At 61.8% G+C, this 18,052-nt stretch carries 15 protein-coding genes; 7 read left to right on the top strand and 8 right to left on the bottom strand.

The window, feature by feature from the left end:
- Positions 1 to 6 precede the first annotated feature (6 nt).
- A complete protein-coding gene (locus tag M0746_RS25705) occupies positions 7 to 633 on the top strand; it encodes a glutathione S-transferase family protein (protein WP_258451082.1) in 627 nt (208 codons plus the stop codon).
- A gap of 43 nt (positions 634 to 676) precedes the next feature.
- Positions 677 to 2,707, top strand: a complete 2,031-nt coding sequence (locus M0746_RS25710; protein ID WP_258451083.1) for a pyridoxamine 5'-phosphate oxidase family protein — start codon at positions 677 to 679, stop codon at positions 2,705 to 2,707.
- Between the two features lie 119 nt (positions 2,708 to 2,826).
- Here the strand turns inward: M0746_RS25710 and M0746_RS25715 are convergent, their stop codons facing one another.
- From M0746_RS25715 to M0746_RS25750, 8 genes are read right to left on the bottom strand one after another with little or no spacing between them, the layout of a single operon-like run.
- Entirely contained in the window at positions 2,827 to 3,957 is a 1,131-nt protein-coding gene (locus M0746_RS25715) for a glycosyltransferase family 4 protein (RefSeq protein WP_258451084.1), read from the bottom strand.
- Positions 3,958 to 5,088 (bottom strand): glycosyltransferase family 4 protein, encoded by a 1,131-nt coding sequence (locus M0746_RS25720; protein ID WP_258451085.1) that lies wholly within the window; start codon positions 5,086 to 5,088, stop codon positions 3,958 to 3,960.
- Entirely contained in the window at positions 5,072 to 6,448 is a 1,377-nt protein-coding gene (locus tag M0746_RS25725) for a glycosyltransferase family 4 protein (RefSeq protein ID WP_258451086.1), read from the bottom strand. Before M0746_RS25725 ends, M0746_RS25720 begins: the two co-directional genes overlap by 17 nt.
- Complete coding sequence (locus tag M0746_RS25730) at positions 6,445 to 7,710, bottom strand: ABC transporter ATP-binding protein (RefSeq protein ID WP_258451087.1); 1,266 nt, start codon at positions 7,708 to 7,710, stop codon at positions 6,445 to 6,447. Before M0746_RS25730 ends, M0746_RS25725 begins: the two co-directional genes overlap by 4 nt.
- Complete coding sequence (locus tag M0746_RS25735; RefSeq protein WP_258451088.1) at positions 7,710 to 8,507, bottom strand: ABC transporter permease; 798 nt, start codon at positions 8,505 to 8,507, stop codon at positions 7,710 to 7,712. The genes M0746_RS25730 and M0746_RS25735 overlap by 1 nt, the downstream gene beginning before the upstream one ends.
- A complete protein-coding gene (locus M0746_RS25740) occupies positions 8,508 to 9,950 on the bottom strand; it encodes a mannose-1-phosphate guanylyltransferase/mannose-6-phosphate isomerase (RefSeq protein WP_258451089.1) in 1,443 nt (480 codons plus the stop codon).
- Between the two features lie 3 nt (positions 9,951 to 9,953).
- On the bottom strand, positions 9,954 to 10,925 hold the full coding sequence (gene gmd, locus M0746_RS25745) for a GDP-mannose 4,6-dehydratase (protein ID WP_093096591.1): 972 nt from the start codon (positions 10,923 to 10,925) through the stop codon (positions 9,954 to 9,956).
- Positions 10,922 to 11,836: a GDP-mannose 4,6-dehydratase gene (locus M0746_RS25750; RefSeq protein WP_258451090.1), complete on the bottom strand. Its 915-nt coding sequence runs from the start codon at positions 11,834 to 11,836 to the stop codon at positions 10,922 to 10,924. Before M0746_RS25750 ends, gmd begins: the two co-directional genes overlap by 4 nt.
- Before the next feature lie 425 nt (positions 11,837 to 12,261).
- On the opposite strand from M0746_RS25750, the gene M0746_RS25755 reads away from it, so the two are divergent.
- Genes M0746_RS25755 through M0746_RS25775 form a run of 5 tightly spaced genes read left to right on the top strand, consistent with a single transcriptional unit; the run spans position 12,262 to position 18,032 of the window.
- Positions 12,262 to 13,890 (top strand): glycosyltransferase, encoded by a 1,629-nt coding sequence (locus M0746_RS25755; protein ID WP_258451091.1) that lies wholly within the window; start codon positions 12,262 to 12,264, stop codon positions 13,888 to 13,890.
- Positions 13,884 to 15,188, top strand: coding sequence for a glycosyltransferase (locus M0746_RS25760; protein ID WP_258451092.1), 1,305 nt, complete (start codon positions 13,884 to 13,886; stop codon positions 15,186 to 15,188). Before M0746_RS25755 ends, M0746_RS25760 begins: the two co-directional genes overlap by 7 nt.
- Positions 15,185 to 16,060 carry a class I SAM-dependent methyltransferase gene (locus tag M0746_RS25765; RefSeq protein WP_258451093.1) on the top strand — a complete coding sequence of 292 codons (876 nt, stop codon included), beginning with the start codon at positions 15,185 to 15,187 and terminating at the stop codon, positions 16,058 to 16,060. The genes M0746_RS25760 and M0746_RS25765 overlap by 4 nt, the downstream gene beginning before the upstream one ends.
- Entirely contained in the window at positions 16,057 to 17,211 is a 1,155-nt protein-coding gene (locus M0746_RS25770) for an acyltransferase family protein (protein WP_258451094.1), read from the top strand. Before M0746_RS25765 ends, M0746_RS25770 begins: the two co-directional genes overlap by 4 nt.
- Positions 17,205 to 18,032 carry a class I SAM-dependent methyltransferase gene (locus M0746_RS25775; protein WP_258451095.1) on the top strand — a complete coding sequence of 276 codons (828 nt, stop codon included), beginning with the start codon at positions 17,205 to 17,207 and terminating at the stop codon, positions 18,030 to 18,032. Before M0746_RS25770 ends, M0746_RS25775 begins: the two co-directional genes overlap by 7 nt.
- Positions 18,033 to 18,052: the final 20 nt, after the last annotated feature.

Consider the following 18,052-nt stretch of genomic DNA (forward strand, 5'->3'; position numbering starts at 1 on the left):
TCGACCATGCAAGCGATCAAACTCTACAACTTCCCACGTTCCGGCCATGCCCACCGTGTCGAGCTGATGTTGTCCCTGTTGCAGTTGCCGACCGAGCTGATTTTCGTCGACCTGGCGAAAGGCGAGCACAAGCAGCCGGCATATCTGGCGATCAACAGTTTTGGCCAGGTGCCGGCCATTGATGACGGCGGCGTGGTGCTCGCCGACTCCAACGCGATTCTGGTGTACCTGGCGCAAAAGTACGGCAACGGGCGCTGGTTGCCGGCCGACCCGGTCGGTGCGGCGCGCGTGCAGCGCTGGTTGTCCGCCGCCGCTGGCCCGATTGCCTTTGGCCCCGCGGCCGCGCGATTGGTGACAGTGTTTGGCGCCCAGTTGAACGCTGAAGAAGCAATCGCACGTGCGCACAACCTGCTCAAGGTCATGGACGTCGAGTTGGGCCAAAGCGCTTTCCTGGCCGGCGACGAAGCGAGCATTCCCGACGTATCCGCCTACAGCTATATCGCCCATGCGCCGGAGGGCAATGTCTCGCTGGACGACTACGCCAACGTCCGCGCCTGGCTGGCCCGGGTCGAAGCCTTGCCCGGTTTCGTCGGCATGCCGCGCACGATCGCCGGTCTGCAAACCTCAGCCTGACAGGCGCAACCAGACTGCGCCGCTGGCGCAGGGGAGAATCGTGATGGAACGTTCACCTTGGCACGCCGGCGAACAACAGTTGCAGGCTCACGTAGGGGTGGCCGAACGCATGGAAGCGTTCGGACGCAAAGTCATTCGCAGCTGGATGCCCGATCAACACCGCGAGTTTTACCGGCAATTACCATTCATGCTGCTCGGCGCGGTCGATGCGCAAGGGCGGCCGTGGGCCAGTGTGCTGGAGGGCGAGCCGGGTTTCGCCGATTCGCCGGATCCCGAGCACCTGCATTTCACCCGCCGGCCGGCCGCTGACGACCCGGCGCAACTGCGCGACGGTGAGCCGATCGGTCTGCTGGGTATCGAACTGCACACGCGACGGCGCAACCGGCTCAACGGGCATGTCGCCAACCTCACGGCTGACGGCTTCGAACTGAGCGTCGACCAGGCGTTCGGCAACTGCCCGCAATACATTCAATTGCGCCAGTTTCAGCGTGTACCGCTGACAGATCCGAAAACCCGCCCGGCTCAGCAACTGAACAGTCTGGATGAGGCCGCTCGTGCACTGATCGCCGGCGCCGATACGTTTTTCGTCGCCAGCTATGCCGACGTCGACGGTCAGCGCTCGGTGGACGTTTCGCATCGCGGTGGTCAGGCCGGTTTCGTGCGCATCGAAGGCAATCGCCTGACCATCCCGGATTTCGCCGGCAATCTGCACTTCAACACCTTGGGCAATCTGCTGCTCAACCCCAAGGCTGGCTTGCTGTTCATCGACTTTTCCACAGGCGATCTGCTGCAACTGAGCGGGCGTACCGAGATCCTTCTCGAAGACCCGCAGATCGAAGCGTTTCAAGGTGCGGAGCGGCTGTGGACGTTCGAGGTGGAACAGGTGGTTCGGCGTCCGGCGGCGTTGGCGTTGCGCTGGCGCTTCGACGGCATGTCGCCGACCAGCCTGCTCACCGGCAGTTGGGCCGAAGCGGACGCGCGTTTGCAGGCCCAGGCACTGGGCAACCAATGGCGGCCGCTGCGAGTGACGAAGATCGAAGCGGAGAGTCGTCATATTCGCTCGATTTATCTGGAGCCCGTCGATGGCGCCGGGCTGCCGGTATTTCTTGCCGGTCAGCATTTGCCGCTGCGGTTTACCCTCGATGGCGAAGTGCATATCCGCACCTACAGTCTCTCCAGTGCGCCATCGGACGGTTTCTACCGCATCAGCGTCAAGCGCGAGGGCCTGATTTCATCGCACCTGCATCAGCAGATACAGGTCGGCGATGTGCTGGAAGCGCGGGCGCCGCAAGGGCATTTCACCGTGGCGCCACTGGAACGCAGGCCGTTGGTGTTATTGGCGGCGGGCGTCGGCATCACGCCGTTGCTGTCGATGCTGCGCGAGGTGGTCTACCAGGGGCTGCGCACGCGCGGGATCCGCCCGACGTTGTTGCTGCAAAGTTCGCGCAGCCTCGCCGATCAGCCGTTTCGTCAGGAGCTGGACCGCTTGCTCGAGCGCTCCGGCAATGCAGTGCGGGTCCTGCGCTTGCTCAGCCAGCCGGAGGCCGATGCGCGCGAGGGTGAAGACTTCGATCTGACCGGGCGCATCGATGGCGCCGTGTTGCGCAATTTGCTCGACGTTGACGACTTCGATCAGATTGACTTCGTCCTCTGCGGTCCCGGCGGTTTCACGCAAGGGCTGTACGACAGCCTGCGTGAACTGGACGTGCGTGATGCGCAGATCCATGCGGAAACCTTCGGCCCGTCGACCCTGAAGCGCCAGCCGGACCCAGATGCACTCGTTATTGAACAACCACCAGCGGCGACCACTTCGGTGGCGGTGGTGTTCGAACGCTCGGCGAAAGAGGCGCGTTGGCAGCCGGAGGGTGGCAGCCTGCTGGAACTGGCGGAAAGCCGTGGATTGCGCCCGGAATTCAGTTGCCGCGGCGGTTCGTGTGGCACCTGCAAGACCCGCCTGGTCAGTGGCGCGGTGAATTATCCACAGGCGCCGGCGGAGGTTCCCGAGGCAGGGCATGTGCTGATTTGCTGTGCGGTGCCGGCGCAGAGTGCGCAGCCGCTGGTGCTGGATCTCTAAAGCGCACCCTGTAGGAGTTAGCCTGCTCGCGATGGCTATTTTTCAGTCGGCACAGGGTTGGCTGTTCTGACGCTTTCGCGAGCAGGCTCACTCCTACATTGGATTCGATTGAATCCGGATCAGGCGTAGGACAGGGCTTTTTCTTCCAGCAGTTCCTGATACAGCGCCGTCCATTTGCGGCCCATGTCATCGGCGGTGAACAACTGCCGATAGCGCGCTTCGGCTTTGACGCCCATGGCAGCGGCCCGCTGCGGATCGTCCCACAGCGTGCGCATGGCCTCGCGAAACGCCAGCGGCTGGCTCGGTGGTACTACCAGCCCGGTTTCGTTGTGGATATTGATGTAGCTGGTACCGGTGCCGATCTCGCTGGAGATCATCGGCTTGCCGTACATCGCGCCCTCGAGCAGCGAAATGCCAAAGGCTTCGGAGCGCAGGTGCGACGGGAAGACGATCGCGTAGCTCAATTGCAGCAGGGCAACCTTGTCTTCATCGCTGAGGCGCCCGAGGAAATGAATGTTGCGCAGGCCCGATGCCTGCGCCTGTGCGTGCAGTTCCAGCTCCAGTGGTCCGGCGCCGACGATCACCACCGGATAATCCACATCCTTCAGGGCATCGAGCAGAATGTGCAGGCCCTTGTAGTAGCGCATCACCCCGACGAACAGGAAAAACTTATCCCCAAGCTGCTGGCGCCAGCGATTCATGCGCGCACTGTCGGCCTGTGGATAACCGGCCTTGTTCAAGCCGTAGGGGATGACCCGGGTCTTGTCCTGGAATTGCTGCAGCACATCGCTGGTGTGCAGGTAGTTGGGCGAAGCGGCGACGATGCGGTCGGCGCTGGCGAGGAAGCGGTTCATCAACGGCCGATAGAGTTTGAGCAGGTGCTTCTGGCGGATAATGTCGGAGTGGTAGGTGACCACGCTCGGTTTGTTCAGCGCGCTGGCGAAATGCACCAGGTCCATGAACGGCCACGGGAAGTGGTAGTTGACCACGTCGGCCTCGGCGGCCAGTTCGCGGAACTGTTTGAACACGCTCCAGGAAAAACCGGTGGAGGCGAACTGGATGTCTAGTCTGGCTCGGTGCACTTCGTGCTGGCCGAGCTGCACCACAGGCGGTGTCGGGTCGGCGCTGAGCGTCAGCACCTGGCCGTCGATGCCGTGTTGGGCGCCGCTTTCGCAGAGCTGGAAGATCACTTGCTCGATACCGCCGACCGAGTCAGGCAGGTACGTCTTGAAAAAATGGAGAACGCGCATTCAACCTCCCATGGCCTGGCGGTAGGCACCGGCCGTGGCCTGTGCACAACGCTGCCAGGAAAAAAGCCGTGCCTGCTGCAGGCCGGCCGCTCGGCAATCCTGCCAATGCGTTTGATCGTCGATCAGAAGGCTCATCGCTTCGCGCAAGCCTGGTGCATCGTCAGCTTCAATATAGTTGCCGGCAGCGCCAGCGACTTCCGGCATCGCCGAAGACCGTGTCACCACCACCGGCGTGCCACTGGCCATTGCTTCCAGCACCGGCAGCCCGAAACCTTCGTAACGCGAGGGGAAAATCAGCGCCCGTGCCCCCGCCAGTAATTGCGCAACAGCCTCGTCGGGCAGATAGCCCAGCAAGCACACATGCCCGCTGGCCAGCGCCTGGCGCAGTTCGTCGCTCAACTGCTCGCGCTGCCAGCCGGCCATGCCAACGATCAGCAGCGGGAAGCGTTCGCGCAGGGCCTGCGGCAGCAAGGCGTGCGCGCGCAAGGCGAGACTCAGGTTCTTGCGCGGCTCCAGCGTGCCGACACACAGAAAATACTGACGTGCTTCGACGCCGTGGGCTTTGAGCACGGCGTCGATGGCGCTCGCCTCGCGCGGATAAAAACGCTCGGCGACGCCCAGCGGCGCTACGACAAAGCGCTCCGCAGGCAGGCCGAAATACGCCTGGGCTTCGTCTGCAATCGCCTGGGAGTCGGTGAGGATCAAACGCGCCTGCTGCACCCCGGTTTCCAGCCGGCGCTCGATTTCCTTGATCCGCGCTGCCGGCTGGGTGTCGGGGTAATGCAGATGTGTCAGGTCATGCAGAGTGATCACCGTCGGCCCGTCGAACACCAGCGGCCACAGGCTCGGCTCGTGATAGAGGTCGATGCCTTGCGCGCGGCCCTGATCGAAGCGCTTCTGCTCCAGCCAGCGCCGCGCCTGATACGCACCGGGGATCTGCCGCAGTAACGGGGTCAGACGTGAGTAACCGGGCAGGGCGGCCTGCGGCACGGCAGAGCTCCAGCCCCAGCCGTGAAACAGCGTCAGTTCAACATCCGGTTCGTGGCGCAAGGCACTGACCAGTTCGGCCACGTAATGGCCGATGCCGGTACGCGGTGCCTGCAGAATGCGCGCGTTAAGAGCAATGCGCATGCTGACTCTCGGGGGCAGGCAGTGATGCATCCAGATGGCGGGCGATGCGTTCGACCAGTTGCGCGCTCGCCTCGCGCCAGCTCAGCCAACGCCAGTGTTCAAGGCTCAGCGCTGCCGGGAACACACCGGACTGCTCCAGGCTGATCACCAGGTCAGTCAGGCTCTGCGGGTGCGCCAGATCGAAATAGGCCATGTAATCCCCGCCGATTTCGCGGAACACCGGTATGTCGCTGGCCATGGCCGGCAGTCCGCGTTGCATGGCTTCCACCAGCGGCAGACCGAAACCTTCAACGTAGGACGGAAACACCAGCGCGGTGGCATGCGAGTAAGCGTGTTCAAGACTTTTATCCGACAGCGCGTTGTACATGAACAGGCGCCGGTTCAGTTCAGGATGTTTGCGGATGCGTTCGATCAACGCTTCGCACTTCCAGCCGATCTTGCCGACGATGCACAACCGGGCCTTCGAACCGCCGGCCCAGGCGCGTTCGAAGGCATCGAGCAGGTAAGCATGGTTCTTGCGCGGCTCGATGGTGCTGACCATGAGAAACACTGGTTCAGGCGCCACGAACAACTGCTGCAAGCCGCGATCGACCTCGGCATCGGCTTCGCTCAGGTCCAGTTCGGAGCCTAGATGGAAGTAGTCGAACCAGCGCTGACCGACCTGGTGCGAGCCGATCCGGCGCTGCATTTCCTCGCGCACCTGATCGCGAATGGTGGTCGAGATCGCCACATAGCCGTCGGCAGTGCGCGCGATCCAGTCGAACCAGTCGTTGAACACCTTGACCAGCCCGGCGTCGCAAAACTGCGGATGGGTCAGCGGGATCAGGTCGTAGATCACCGAAACGATGCCCACGCCGTCACGCTTGAGTTGCTCGGCGAGCGGGAAAAAATTGGCGTGCCACGATGAATCGAGCAGCACCAGCTGATCACCCGCCCGGTGGGCCAGCGGCACGCACCGTTCGGGAATGTGTTTGCCCTTCAGCGCGCGTTCCAGCAGGCGCATCGGCAGACTGAGACAGGCAAATGCCGTGAGCCGGCAGCCAACATAGAGAATCCTGCGGGTGAAATGCCAACGGTTGAACGGCCAGCGCCGTTCCACCGCACGATGGCGCAGCCAGAAACCGTTGGCCCACTGTTCCAGCTTTACCCTTAACCCCACCAGATCGAGCCTGGACGACTTGATCGGCGCCAGGCTTTTCACTTCATAGAGGCCGCCATCGATCATCACTACCGGGATGCATTCAATGTTTTCGTCAGCAGCCGGCAATTGCTGAATGACATTGCGCACCACCCGTTGAATCCCCGAATTGGCGTCCGGGTGTTCGAAAACGTAGGTGCACTCGACCAACAGGCGGGTCATCGCAGGCTCTCCGTGTCAGGCAACTGGACGAGGTTTTCGCTGGAACGGGTGATGTCGGTCTGCGCCTGCAACCAGGAGCAGCCGACGAAGTCCTCCTGACGGTTGTTGATCACGTGGAAGATCAAACCGTAGTCACGCCATTCGAAGTTGCGGTCCAGATGCGAGTCCAGCCGGGACAGGCTCAGGGCCACCGAATAATTGCCCTTGCCCAAGCGCATGTCGAAGGCGAAACGGAACGTCACGCGCTCGCCCGCGCGCAAATCGGTGACGGCTTTATCCAGCCGATGGGTGTTGATGCCATAGATTGCCTGACCGAGGCGATCCTTGATCATGAAGCCGAGAATCAAACGTTCGATGTCTTCGCGGATTTCGGTCTGCACCTCCAGCACCACCGGTTGACCGACCTCGGCAACTTCGAGGCTGCGGCCCTGTGCATCGAGCAGGCGCACGCTGAGAATCCGCGCTTCACCGGTACCGGAAATCGTCTGTACCTGACCGTTGGCAAGCATCTCCTGGCGCACGATCTGCCCTTCGCGCTGGGCGAGCATGGCGTTGTAATAGTCCATGACTTCTTCGGGTTTGCCGCGCATCGCCAGCCGGCCGTTTTCCAGCAGGATCGCGGTGTCGCAGATCGACTGGATGGCCGAGCGGTCATGGGACACGATCAGCAGGGTGGTGCCGGCCTTGCGGAAGCTGCGAATGCGTTCGAAGCTCTTGTGCTGGAAATAGGCGTCGCCGACCGACAGCGCTTCGTCGACGATCAGAATGTCCGGGCGCCGCGCCGTTGCGACGCTGAACGCCAGACGCATCTGCATGCCGCTGGAATAAGTGCGCACCGGGTGATCGATGGCCTCGCCGATCTCGGCAAAACTCTCGATCTGCGGCATCAGTGCGGCGATCTCTTCGACCTGCATGCCCAGCAGTTGCCCAGCCATCACGGCGTTCTGCCGCCCGGTGAAATCCGGGTGAAAGCCCATACCCAGTTCCAGCAGCGCGGCCACGCGGCCCTGCAGATGAATCTGCCCGCAGGTCGGTTGGGTGGTGCCGGTGATCATCTTCAGCAGGGTGCTTTTGCCCGCACCGTTGACGCCGACGATGCCCACGGCTTCTCCGGGCTGAATCTCGAAGTCGACGTCGCGCAGCACCCAATGCAGGTTATGTCGAGGGCGGGAGAACGGTACCAGCCATTCCAGCAGGCGGCTCCAGCGGTTTGGGTATTGCTTGTAGGCTTTGGCCAGGCCGGTGACGCGTAGGTGTCCCATCAGAGTTCATCCACCATTTCACCGACTCGCTGGCGGAACAGGCGCAGTGCCATGGCGCAGAGCAGCAGTCCGATGATCAGTAACGGCAGCAGGGCAGGCCAGTGCGGCCATTGGTTGTAGAGGAAGACGTTCTGATAGCTGGTCATCAGTGCGGTCATCGGGTTGAGACTGATGATGTGCTGAATGCCCGGTGGCAGGATCGACAACGGATAGACGATGGGCGTCAGCCAGAACCAGAACTGCAGGCAGATGCCGAACATTTGCCCGACATCGCGAAAGAACACATTGAGCATGCCCAGCAGCATCCCCAGTCCGGCGGCGAAAATCACTTGCACGATGAGCAGTGGTACCAGCGCCAGCAAGGCCATGCCGGGCAGGCGCCCGCTGATCAGCAGGAAGCCGAAGAACAGCCCGAGAATGATTGCGAAGTTGATCCCGGCATTGAGCAGGGTAATCACTGGCAGGCAGATGCGCGGGAAGCTGATTTTCTTCAGCAGGTTGGCGTTTTCCAGAAACATGCTCTGGCTACGCGTGGTGATTTCCGCGAACAGGCCCCAGGTCAGCAGGCCGGCGCACAGATAGACGCTGTACGCCAGACCGTCCTCCACCCCCGGCAAGCGCGCGCGCATGATCTGCGAAAAGATCACCGTGTAGACAACGATCATCGACAACGGATTGAGCACCGTCCACAGGGCGCCGAACAGCGAATTGCGATAGCGCGACTGAAATTCGCGCTTGACGCTGCCGAGGATGAATCCACGGTAGCTGCGCATCGAGCGGTACAAGGAAAGCAGCATTCAAACGGTCCTGCCGTATTGGTCTTCGAAGCGGACGATGTCGTCCTCGCCCAGATACTCGCCGCTTTGCACTTCGATGATGACCAGGTCGATCACCCCGGGATTTTCCAGGCGATGGCGGTGGCCGGCGGCGATGAAGGTCGATTCGTTTTTTGCCACCAGATGCGTGCCCGTACCGTTGTTGGTGACCTTGGCCATGCCTTCGACCACTACCCAGTGCTCGTTGCGGTGGTGGTGCATCTGCAACGACAGCTTGCCGCCGGGTTTGACCACGATGCGCTTGATCTTGAAGCGCGGGCCTTCCTCAAGCACGGTGTAGGTGCCCCACGGCCGGCTGACGGTGCGGTGCAGGCGATAGGCTTCGTGGGCTTTGTCTTTCAACTGTCTGGCCACGCGCCGCACGTCCTGCGCGCGGTCGGCATGGGCGATCAGCACGGCGTCGGCGGTATCGACGACGATCAGGTTATCCACACCGAGGGCCGCCACCAGCCGGCCTTCGCTTTGGACAAAGTTGTTGTGGCTGTCGACGAAGATTGCTTCGCCGCTGGCGCGGTTATTGTCGGCATCGGCCGGAATCAGCGCGGCGACGGCGCTCCACGAACCGATGTCGCTCCAGTCGAAACCGGCCGGGACGACCGCGACTTTGTCCGAACGCTCCATCAGTGCGTAGTCGATGGAAATGTCGGTGATCTCGGCGAACAAGGCCGGCGACAGTTCCTGTTGCAGGCAGCCGACGGTTTCCACCGGGGCGCTGGCGGCCATGCAGGCGCGGGTCTGCTCCAGCAACTCTGGCGCGTGCAGGTGCAACTCGGCAATCACCGCTGCGGTGGTGAAGCAGAACATGCCCGAATTCCACAGGAAATTGCCGCTTTCCAGATAATGCGTGGCGGTCTGCAGATCGGGTTTTTCGACGAAGCGCTGCACTTTGGCGGCGCCTTTGGCGTCCAGTGGTGCGCCGGTTTCGATATAGCCGAAGCCGGTTTCGGGAGCGGTTGGCACCACGCCGAAGGTCACCAGATAGCCGTCTTTCGCCAGGTTTACGGCGTGTTCCACCGCGCTTTTCAGTGCCTGCTGGTTGACGATCAGATGGTCGGCGGGCATTACCACCATGATTGCGTCGTCGCCATGCAGTGCCTGCAACGACAACGCTGCTGCCGCGATCGCCGGTGCGGTGTTGCGCCCGCTCGGCTCCAGCAGGAAATGCCCGCGATGGCGCGAGACCTGCGCGGCGCAGTAGTGATCCTTGCTCTGGAAGTAGTATTCGCGGTTGGTCACCGTGACGATGTCGCCCCAACCGTCCAGCAACGCAGCCGCACGCTGGTAGGTCTTGCCCAGCAACGACTGGCCGTCGGGCAGGGTCATGAACGGCTTCGGATGGCCCTCGCGGGACACCGGCCACAAACGGGTACCGGCACCGCCGGACAGAATCACGGGGATCAGCATGGCCTACTCCTTGGCGACGCGTTTCATGTCCGCATCCATCATCATGCGGATCAAGGTATCCAGGTCTGTTTTCGGCTTCCAGCCCAGCACCCGCTGCGCCTTGGCCGGGTTGCCGAGCAGCACTTCGACTTCGGCCGGGCGGAAGAACGCCGGGTCGATCTTCACGAAATCGCGGTAGTCGAGGCCGACGTGATCGAAGGCGATCCGGCACATTTCCCGCACCGTGGTGGTGACGCCGGTGGCGACCACGAAATCGTCGGGCTTGTCCTGTTGCAGCATCAGCCACATGGCTTCGACGTAATCACCGGCAAAGCCCCAATCGCGTTTCGCATCGATGTTGCCCAGGGCCAGCTCCTGCTGTTTGCCCTGCTTGATGCGCGCAGCGGCGTCAGTGACCTTACGCGTTACGAACTCAATACCGCGCAGCGGTGATTCGTGGTTGAACAGAATGCCGCTGCTGGCGTGCAGGTTAAAACTTTCGCGGTAATTGACGGTGATCCAGTGGCCATAGAGCTTGGCCACGCCATAGGGGCTGCGCGGATAGAACGGAGTGTTTTCGTCCTGTTGCTCGGCCTGGATCAGGCCGAACATTTCGCTGGTCGAGGCCTGATAAAAGCGCGTGTGCGGACTGAACTGCCGGATCGCTTCGAGCAGATGGGTGACCCCCAGGCCGTCGACGATGCCGGTGGTCACCGGTTGATTCCACGAGGCAGCGACGAAGCTTTGCGCGGCGAGGTTATAGATTTCGTCGGGTTTCGCTTGAATGACTGCACGCTGTACCGAACAGGCATCGGCCATGTCACCGTCCAGATAGACGATGTCGGCTTCGACGCCCATTTCGCGCAGACGCCAGCGTGAATCGCTGCTGCGCCGGGCGACGAAGCCGTAAACCGTGTAGCCCTTGTCGAGCAACAATTTGGCCAGATACGCGCCGTCCTGGCCGGTGATCCCTGTGATCAGTGCACTTTTGGTCATTCTTGTCGTACTCGCGTCTCCCAGTCGGACAGGATCGTCCGCAGGGATTGTTGTGTGGTGATGGCCGGCGCCCATCCAGTGGCTGTGGCCAGTTTTGCGTGGTTGCCGCAAACGCGACGCTGGTCGGCGCGGCGCATCCGCGCCGGGTCCTGAACCAGTTGCAACTCGACCTCGGCAAGGTCGCCCAGCTGTTCGATCAGGCTGCGAATGCTTTGCTCGCGGCCAGAACAAATGTTGTAGACCTGCCCGGCCGTACCGCTTTCAAGCAGCGCCAGATAGGCCGAGATCACATCGCCGACATCGAGAAAATCACGGGTCACGTCGATGTCGCCGACTTCCAGTTGCGGCCCTTGCAGGCCGAGTTTGATGCGGTTGATCTGGCGCGCGGCACTGGCGATGACAAAGCTGTCTTTCTGCCCGCTGCCGATGTGATTGAACGGGCGTGCGACCAGCACCGGCCAGCCTTCGCTCAGGCCCCATTGCAGGCTGAGAAACTCGGCGGACAATTTGCTCACTGCATAGGGGTTGCGCGGGCAGGGCGGATGCTGTTCGGTAATCGGCAGAGCGCTTTCGCCGACCTGTCCGTAGACATCGCCGGAGCTGACATACAGAAAAGTGCCAGTGAAGCCACGGGCCTTGAGCGCCTGCAAGAGATTGAGGGTGCCGAACAGATTGATGGCGAGAGTGCGCGCCGGATCACGGAAGGCTTCGGGAACGAAGGTTTGTCCGGCCAGATGAATCACCGCGTCGGGCATTTGCGGCCAGAGATCACTGAGGCTTTCGGCATCCGTCAGGTCATAGGGCGCTGCGGCAGGCAGCAACTCCCATGTCGAATCAGGCGAGGCCAGACGAGACTGAAGATGTTGTCCCACGAAGCCGGTAAGGCCCGTAACGAACAGACGTTTTTTCAAGCAGCGACCCCTTGGTCTTGAACTTGCGCACTTTCCCACAGAGTTTGAGGAGAGGTCTGTCAGACCGATGGAAAAAACCGGTTGAAAGACGGGCGAAGTCCGTTGTTGTAGTTATTTGTGCCCAATCTGTGCCAAAAGCGCGGCAATTTCAACAGGGCAAACCGTGACCGGTCAGTTCTCGTCAGCGTAGCCGGATTTATTCTCGGCGGGCGGTTCCCGGAGCTGCGATGGATGTGTTTAGAATGGCCCTCGTCGCCATTCCCAAGGTTCGCTGCGGGTATTGCGCAACAGGGTGAAACCGACCACTAAAACAAGAACGAAGACGTGTCTGAGGTAGCGGGATCAGCAGCGGCAATGCCGGCTGACCCCGTGCCCGGCCGTCACAGCATGAGGTTGCCGGGACGGCTGCTTCATCGTGGGATGCCATGAATTTCATTCTTTACTCGGACGTCAACGATCGCTCCATCAGTCAAAGTCTGGGGCGGCCGGAATACAGTTACTACTTCGTGCTCAAGGCCTATCGCCCGGTACTGGAAAGCCTTGGCCAGGTGCAGGTGGTGGCCTCGCCTGACGACGTCGATCCGTTGTATCTGCAATTGCGTGAGGCCGGTGAAGACTGCCTGTTCCTGTCGTTTGCGCCGCCACACAAAACCCCGACCGGTCTGCAATGCCCGATGGTCTGCGTGATTGCCTGGGAGTACGACTCGATCCCCAGCGAATTCGCGCCCGGCGATGAACGCCAGGACTGGCGCCAGATGCTCGCGCGCCATGGCCGGGTGATCACCCTGTCCACCCACACCGCGCAGGCGATCCGTCGCAGCCTCGGTGCAGATTTCCCGGTGCTGGTGTTGCCCACGCCACTGTGGGAGCGCTTCGCGCCAGTGCGCGAGGATTATCCCAGTGTTCCGGTAAACCCCGGCAGTACCTTGCAGATCAAGGGCTGCATCATCGACAGCCGCGCATTGGGCTTGTCCGCCGATGGCTTGATCGCACCGATTCACAATGAACAGGAGCTGGAGATCCGTGGCCTCGCTGAACCCGCCGATGAGCCACCGCCCGAGCCGGAACCCCCGCCCGAGTTGACCCTGCGGCGAAGGCTTTTGATCAGCAAGCATTATCTGCGTGAGGGCTATCGGGCGCTGACGACGCCTTCCGAGCACACGCCGCTGTTTCTGCTCAAGCACAACCTGTTGCAATGGTATCGCGAAGCGCTCAGTGATCTATTCACCGGGGCTGACCGGCGGCCGCTCGCCGTTGCGCCCGCACCTGCTGCCGATTGCTTGCCCGTCACGGTGGAACAAGCGCAAGAGCAGGCCGAACACCCACAAGCCGTACTGCCCGACACCGATGCACAGGTTCAGGTCGACGTCAGCGGTGTGGTGTATGTCAGCGTGTTCAATCCAGAGGACGGGCGCAAGAACTGGCATCACCTGATCACCGCGTTCTGCTGGGCCATGCGTGATGTCGAAGACGCCACGCTGGTGCTGAAGATCACCCAGAACGATCTGTCGAGTTACTACGTTCATCTGATCACGTTGCTCTCGCAGCTGTCGCCGTTTGCCTGCCGGGTGGTGGTGATGCACGGCTATCTGGAAGACGAGGAGTTTGCCCGCCTGTATGGCGCTGCCAGCTTCTACGTCAACGCATCGCGCTGCGAAGGTTTGTGCCTGCCGTTGATGGAGTTCATGTCATGCGCGCGGCCGGTGATTGCGCCTGACCACACCGCGATGGGCGATTACATCGACGAGCGTGTCGGTTTTATCGTCAAGTCGAGCCGCGAGCCGACCATCTGGCCGGAAGACGTGCGCATTCTCTATCGCACCCTGCGCCATCGTCCTGATTGGGGCTCATTGAAAGCCGCTTATGAAAACAGCTATGCCATGGCCAAACAGCAACCAGAGGCCTATCAGGCGATGGCGGCCGCGGCCAGTGAACGCATGCGTGAATATTGCGGTTTCGCGCCGGTGCAGCAGCGCGTAAAGACGTTTTTCAACCTGCAGGCGCCAGCTGAGCCCATGCCCCTGGCAGTCATGACCGGGGCCGCCTCATGCTGATCATCATTCATTCGGAAACCAACAAGAGCAACATCCAGCAGAATCTCGGACGGCCCGAGTACAGCTATTACTTCGTGCTCAAGGAGTTCCGCCCGGTGCTGGAGCGGATCGGTCAGGTGATCGAAGTCAGCAACCCTGACGAACTGGTCGACCGCTTGTATCTCGACTGCCAGAGTCGCGGCGAAGACTGCGTTTTTCTGTCGTTCTCGCCACCGCATCGCACGCCGATTCATTACGCGTGCCCGACCATTCCTGTGTTCGCCTGGGAGTTCAGCACCATCCCCACCGAGAGCTGGCAGGGTGAACCACGGCATGACTGGCGCGTGGTCCTGCAGGCATGTGGCCGGGCGATCACCCATTCGACGTTCACCGTCAACGCTGTGCGCGATGTGATGGGTGCCGACTATCCGGTGTGCGCGATTCCCGCGCCGGTGTGGGACCGTTTTGCCGCGCGCGGTGAAGCATTGCTCAAGTGCCCGGTGGTGGAGGGCGTAACGCTCAATCTGCGCGGTTTGCTGATCGACAGTCGCGAGACGGATCTGCGTCCATATGGCCCGCCGGGGTTGTGCGAAGGCACACCAATATCGTTTGACGCACCGGCGCAGGATCGCCCGTTGCAACTGGACGGTGTGGTCTACACCTCGGTGTTCAACCCTTACGACGGACGCAAGAACTGGCAGGACATGATCAGTGCGTTCTGCACCACGTTTCGCGAGGTCAGCGATGCGACCCTGGTGCTGAAACTGACGCACCACGACATCGCCAATGCGCTGACCGACATGCTGCACCATCTGTACAAGAACCAGTTTTATCAATGCAGGATCGTGCTGATCCACGGCTATCTGGCCGATGCCGACTACGAGGCGCTGGTGCAGGCCACCAGTTACGTGGTCAACAGTTCCTATGGTGAAGGCCAGTGCTTGCCGCTGATGGAATTCATGTCCTGCGGCAAACCGGCGATTGCCCCGGTCAACACGGCGATGGCCGATTACATCAGCGGCGACAACGCATTCCTGGTCGATTTCACCGAAGAGCTCACGGCCTGGCCGCATGACCCGCGCGCGGCCTACCGGACCCTGCGTTACATGACCGATTGGGACTCGTTGTGCGTCGCCTATCGCGACAGCTACGCGGTGGCGAAAAACGATCCGCAGCGTTATGCCGCCATGTCGGGCGCAGCGGTGCAGAGCCTGCAACGCTTCTGCAGCCAGGCCAGCACCGAGCTGCGCTTGCGCGCCTTTCTCGAATCGCCGTTGCCCGCCGCCGCGCCAGTGCCTGCGCAAGCTTCCCTCGCATGATCAAGCGAATGCTTGCGCGATGGCTGCCGGCACGGGCCGCGCAACCTGTGGCTGAACCGCCGGCAACGCTGTCACCGCGCGATGTCGGTCTGCACGACGCGGTGCTTGATGGCTGGTTCCTCAACGACAGCGGCGAGCTGCTCAAGGGCTTTGCGATCACGGCCGACGATTGCCTGCTCGATGTCGGTTGCGGTGAGGGTGTGGCGACGCTGTTCGCCGTGCGCCAAGGCGCCTCGGTGATCTTCACCGACAGCGAGCACGACAAGGTGCGTGACCTGGCGCGGCAGGTCGAGGCACACGGCGCAAAAGCCAGTCTTGGACTGGTCAGTAACAGTTTGCCATTGCCGCTGGCGGACGGCTGCGCGAGCAAAGTGGTGTGCATGGAAGTGCTGGAGCACATCGCCGAACCCGAGCCGTTCATGGCCGAGCTGGTGCGCATGGGACGTCCCGGCGCGCAGTATCTGCTCAGCGTCCCGGCACCGGCCGGTGAGCACCTGCAAAAAGGCATCGCCCCGGCCAGCTACTACCAGTCACCCAACCATGTGCAGATTTTCAGCGCAGAGCGCTTTGCCGCGCTGGTGGAGGAGGCGGGCCTGGTGATCGAGCATCGTCAGGCCAGCGGCTTCTTCTGGGTGATGGGCATGATTTTTTTCTGGGCCGGCGAACGCGCCGCCGGACGTGATCCGGGCGGCGCGGTGCGTGACCGCATTCAGCCGCCGTTCATGCCCTTGATGGAAAGCTGGGCGCGAACCTGGCAAGACTTGCTCACGCAACCCGGCGGTGTGGCGATCAAACAAACCCTCGACAGCTTCCTGCCCAAGAGCCAGGTGATCATCGCTCGCAAGCCACTCATCGCCGGGGATGCGCCATGAGTGGCAAACGCATCATGGACATCGAAGTGCTGCGCGCCATCGCGGTTTTGGGCGTGCTGTTTCATCATTTGCAGGGCAGCCTGTTCACCGATGTGGTGCCGCTGCTGGCCAGGATCCATACCTGGGCGCAGCCGTGGTGGGGCGTCGACCTGTTTTTCGCCATCTCCGGTTTCGTCATCGCGCGCAGCCTGATCCCGGCATTGCAAGGCTGCACCAGCCGCCAGCAATACTGGCAGCAGACGCGCAACTTTTGGCTGCGTCGCGCCTTTCGCTTGCTGCCGTCGGCCTGGCTGTGGCTGGCGCTGATGTTGCTGGCGTGCCTGTTCGTCAACCGTTCGGGAGCGTTCGGTACGCTGTCGGCCAACTTGCAGGCGACCCTTGCCGGGGTCTTTCAGTACGCCAACTTTCGCTTCGCCGACAGCTTCTTCCGCTACGAATACGGCAGCAGTTTCGTTTACTGGAGTCTGGCGCTGGAGGAGCAGTTCTATCTGCTGTTTCCGCTGTTGATCGTGCTCTGTCGCAAACATCTGGTGTGGGTGTTGCTGGCGCTGGTCGCGGTGCAGATTTTTACGCTGCGTACGCCGTTGCTGATGGTGGTGCGTACCGATGCGCTGGCCCTCGGCGTGCTGCTGGCGATGTGGAGCGCGCAGCCGGGCTATCAACGCTGGCGGCCGGACATTCTGCGCCGCCCGTGGCTGGGGATCGGCGCGCTGATCCTGATCGCTGCGCTGTTGAGCTTCATGGCCACCGACCGCTTCACCTTCGCCTGGTATCGCATCGGTTCGATCGCTGTGCTCAGCGCCATCCTCGTGTGGATCGCCTCGTACGATCGAAACTACCTGATGCCGGCCGGTGCGCTGCAGCGCCTGCTGGGATGGATCGGCAGCCGTTCCTACGGCATCTATCTGATCCACATTCCGGCCTATCAACTGGTGCGAGAGCTGATCTTTCGCTTGCAAAGCGCCGGTCTGCCCAGCCCCGCCGGCCACCCGATCCTGACGCTGCTGATCGCCTTTGGCCTGATCGTGCTGCTCAGTGAACTGAATTACCGTCTGGTCGAAATGCCCATGCGCAACCGCGGTGCCGCACTGGTGCAACGCCTCGGTACCGCGCGATCCGCCGTCCCTGCCTCTGGAGCCACCTCATGCTGAGCCTGTTGAAAAAACTCACGGCGGCGACGCCAGCCCCGGCGCCGACGCAACCCGTTGCACCGGTTGCCAGCAAAGTCGATCCGTACATGCTCGGCTTGTACGATGCCAAGCTCAGCGGCTGGTTCAACCAGGAGACCAACGAGCTGTTCAAAGGCTTCGTGGTGTCTGCCGACGATACGTTGCTGGATGTTGGTTGTGGCGACGGCGGCAACGTGCATTTCTGCGGTATGCGCGGGGCAAAGATCATCATCGCCGACATCGACGCAGCCAAGGTCGAGGCGACCCGTCAGCGCCTGAGCGATACCCCGGCGCGAGACGTCGAATGCCACGTCACCGATTGCAACCCGCTGCCGATTGCCGACGCGACGGCCACGCGCGTGGTGTCGACCGAGGTGATCGAACACGTCGACGACCCGGCGCAGTTTCTTGCCGAGTTGGTGCGCGTCGGCAAACCGGGTGCGTTGTACCTGTTGAGCGTGCCGCATCCCAGCTCTGAAGAGCTGCAGAAAGACATCGCCGCGGCCGAGTATTTCCAGAAGCCCAACCACATTCGTGTGCTCAGCGAAGAACAATTCAAGACGCTGGTCAGCGACGCCGGGCTGGAGATCATCAGTCACAGCCAGTACGGTTTTTACTGGTCGATGTGGATGCTGCTGTTCTGGGAAGCCAAAGTCGATTTCAGCAATCCGGACCATCCGTTGCTCAACCACTGGGCCGAAACCTGGCAAGCGCTGCTGGATTCGCCGCGCGGTGCACAGATCAAGCAGGCGCTGGATGCGGTCGTAGCGAAAAGCCAGGTCATCATCGCGCGCAAGCCCTGACCTATTGGGTTTTGTGTAAC

The sequence above is a fragment of the Pseudomonas sp. S11P7 genome (assembly GCF_023195435.1).
Taxonomy (GTDB): domain Bacteria; phylum Pseudomonadota; class Gammaproteobacteria; order Pseudomonadales; family Pseudomonadaceae; genus Aquipseudomonas; species Aquipseudomonas fluorescens_G.

Excerpts from the sequence above, each read along its gene's own strand:
- M0746_RS25730 (WP_258451087.1), bottom strand. The coding sequence starts at position 7,710 with ATGGGACACCTACGCGTCACCGGCCTGGCCAAAGCCTACAAGCAATAC.
- M0746_RS25765 (WP_258451093.1), top strand. The coding sequence starts at position 15,185 with ATGATCAAGCGAATGCTTGCGCGATGGCTGCCGGCACGGGCCGCGCAA.
- M0746_RS25720 (WP_258451085.1), bottom strand. The coding sequence starts at position 5,088 with ATGCGCATTGCTCTTAACGCGCGCATTCTGCAGGCACCGCGTACCGGC.
- M0746_RS25755 (WP_258451091.1), top strand. The coding sequence starts at position 12,262 with ATGAATTTCATTCTTTACTCGGACGTCAACGATCGCTCCATCAGTCAA.
- M0746_RS25775 (WP_258451095.1), top strand. The coding sequence starts at position 17,205 with ATGCTGAGCCTGTTGAAAAAACTCACGGCGGCGACGCCAGCCCCGGCG.
- M0746_RS25735 (WP_258451088.1), bottom strand. The coding sequence starts at position 8,507 with ATGCTGCTTTCCTTGTACCGCTCGATGCGCAGCTACCGTGGATTCATC.
- M0746_RS25710 (WP_258451083.1), top strand. The coding sequence starts at position 677 with ATGGAACGTTCACCTTGGCACGCCGGCGAACAACAGTTGCAGGCTCAC.
- gmd (WP_093096591.1), bottom strand. The coding sequence starts at position 10,925 with ATGACCAAAAGTGCACTGATCACAGGGATCACCGGCCAGGACGGCGCG.
- M0746_RS25715 (WP_258451084.1), bottom strand. The coding sequence starts at position 3,957 with ATGCGCGTTCTCCATTTTTTCAAGACGTACCTGCCTGACTCGGTCGGC.
- M0746_RS25725 (WP_258451086.1), bottom strand. The coding sequence starts at position 6,448 with ATGACCCGCCTGTTGGTCGAGTGCACCTACGTTTTCGAACACCCGGAC.
- M0746_RS25705 (WP_258451082.1), top strand. The coding sequence starts at position 7 with ATGCAAGCGATCAAACTCTACAACTTCCCACGTTCCGGCCATGCCCAC.
- M0746_RS25740 (WP_258451089.1), bottom strand. The coding sequence starts at position 9,950 with ATGCTGATCCCCGTGATTCTGTCCGGCGGTGCCGGTACCCGTTTGTGG.
- M0746_RS25760 (WP_258451092.1), top strand. The coding sequence starts at position 13,884 with ATGCTGATCATCATTCATTCGGAAACCAACAAGAGCAACATCCAGCAG.
- M0746_RS25770 (WP_258451094.1), top strand. The coding sequence starts at position 16,057 with ATGAGTGGCAAACGCATCATGGACATCGAAGTGCTGCGCGCCATCGCG.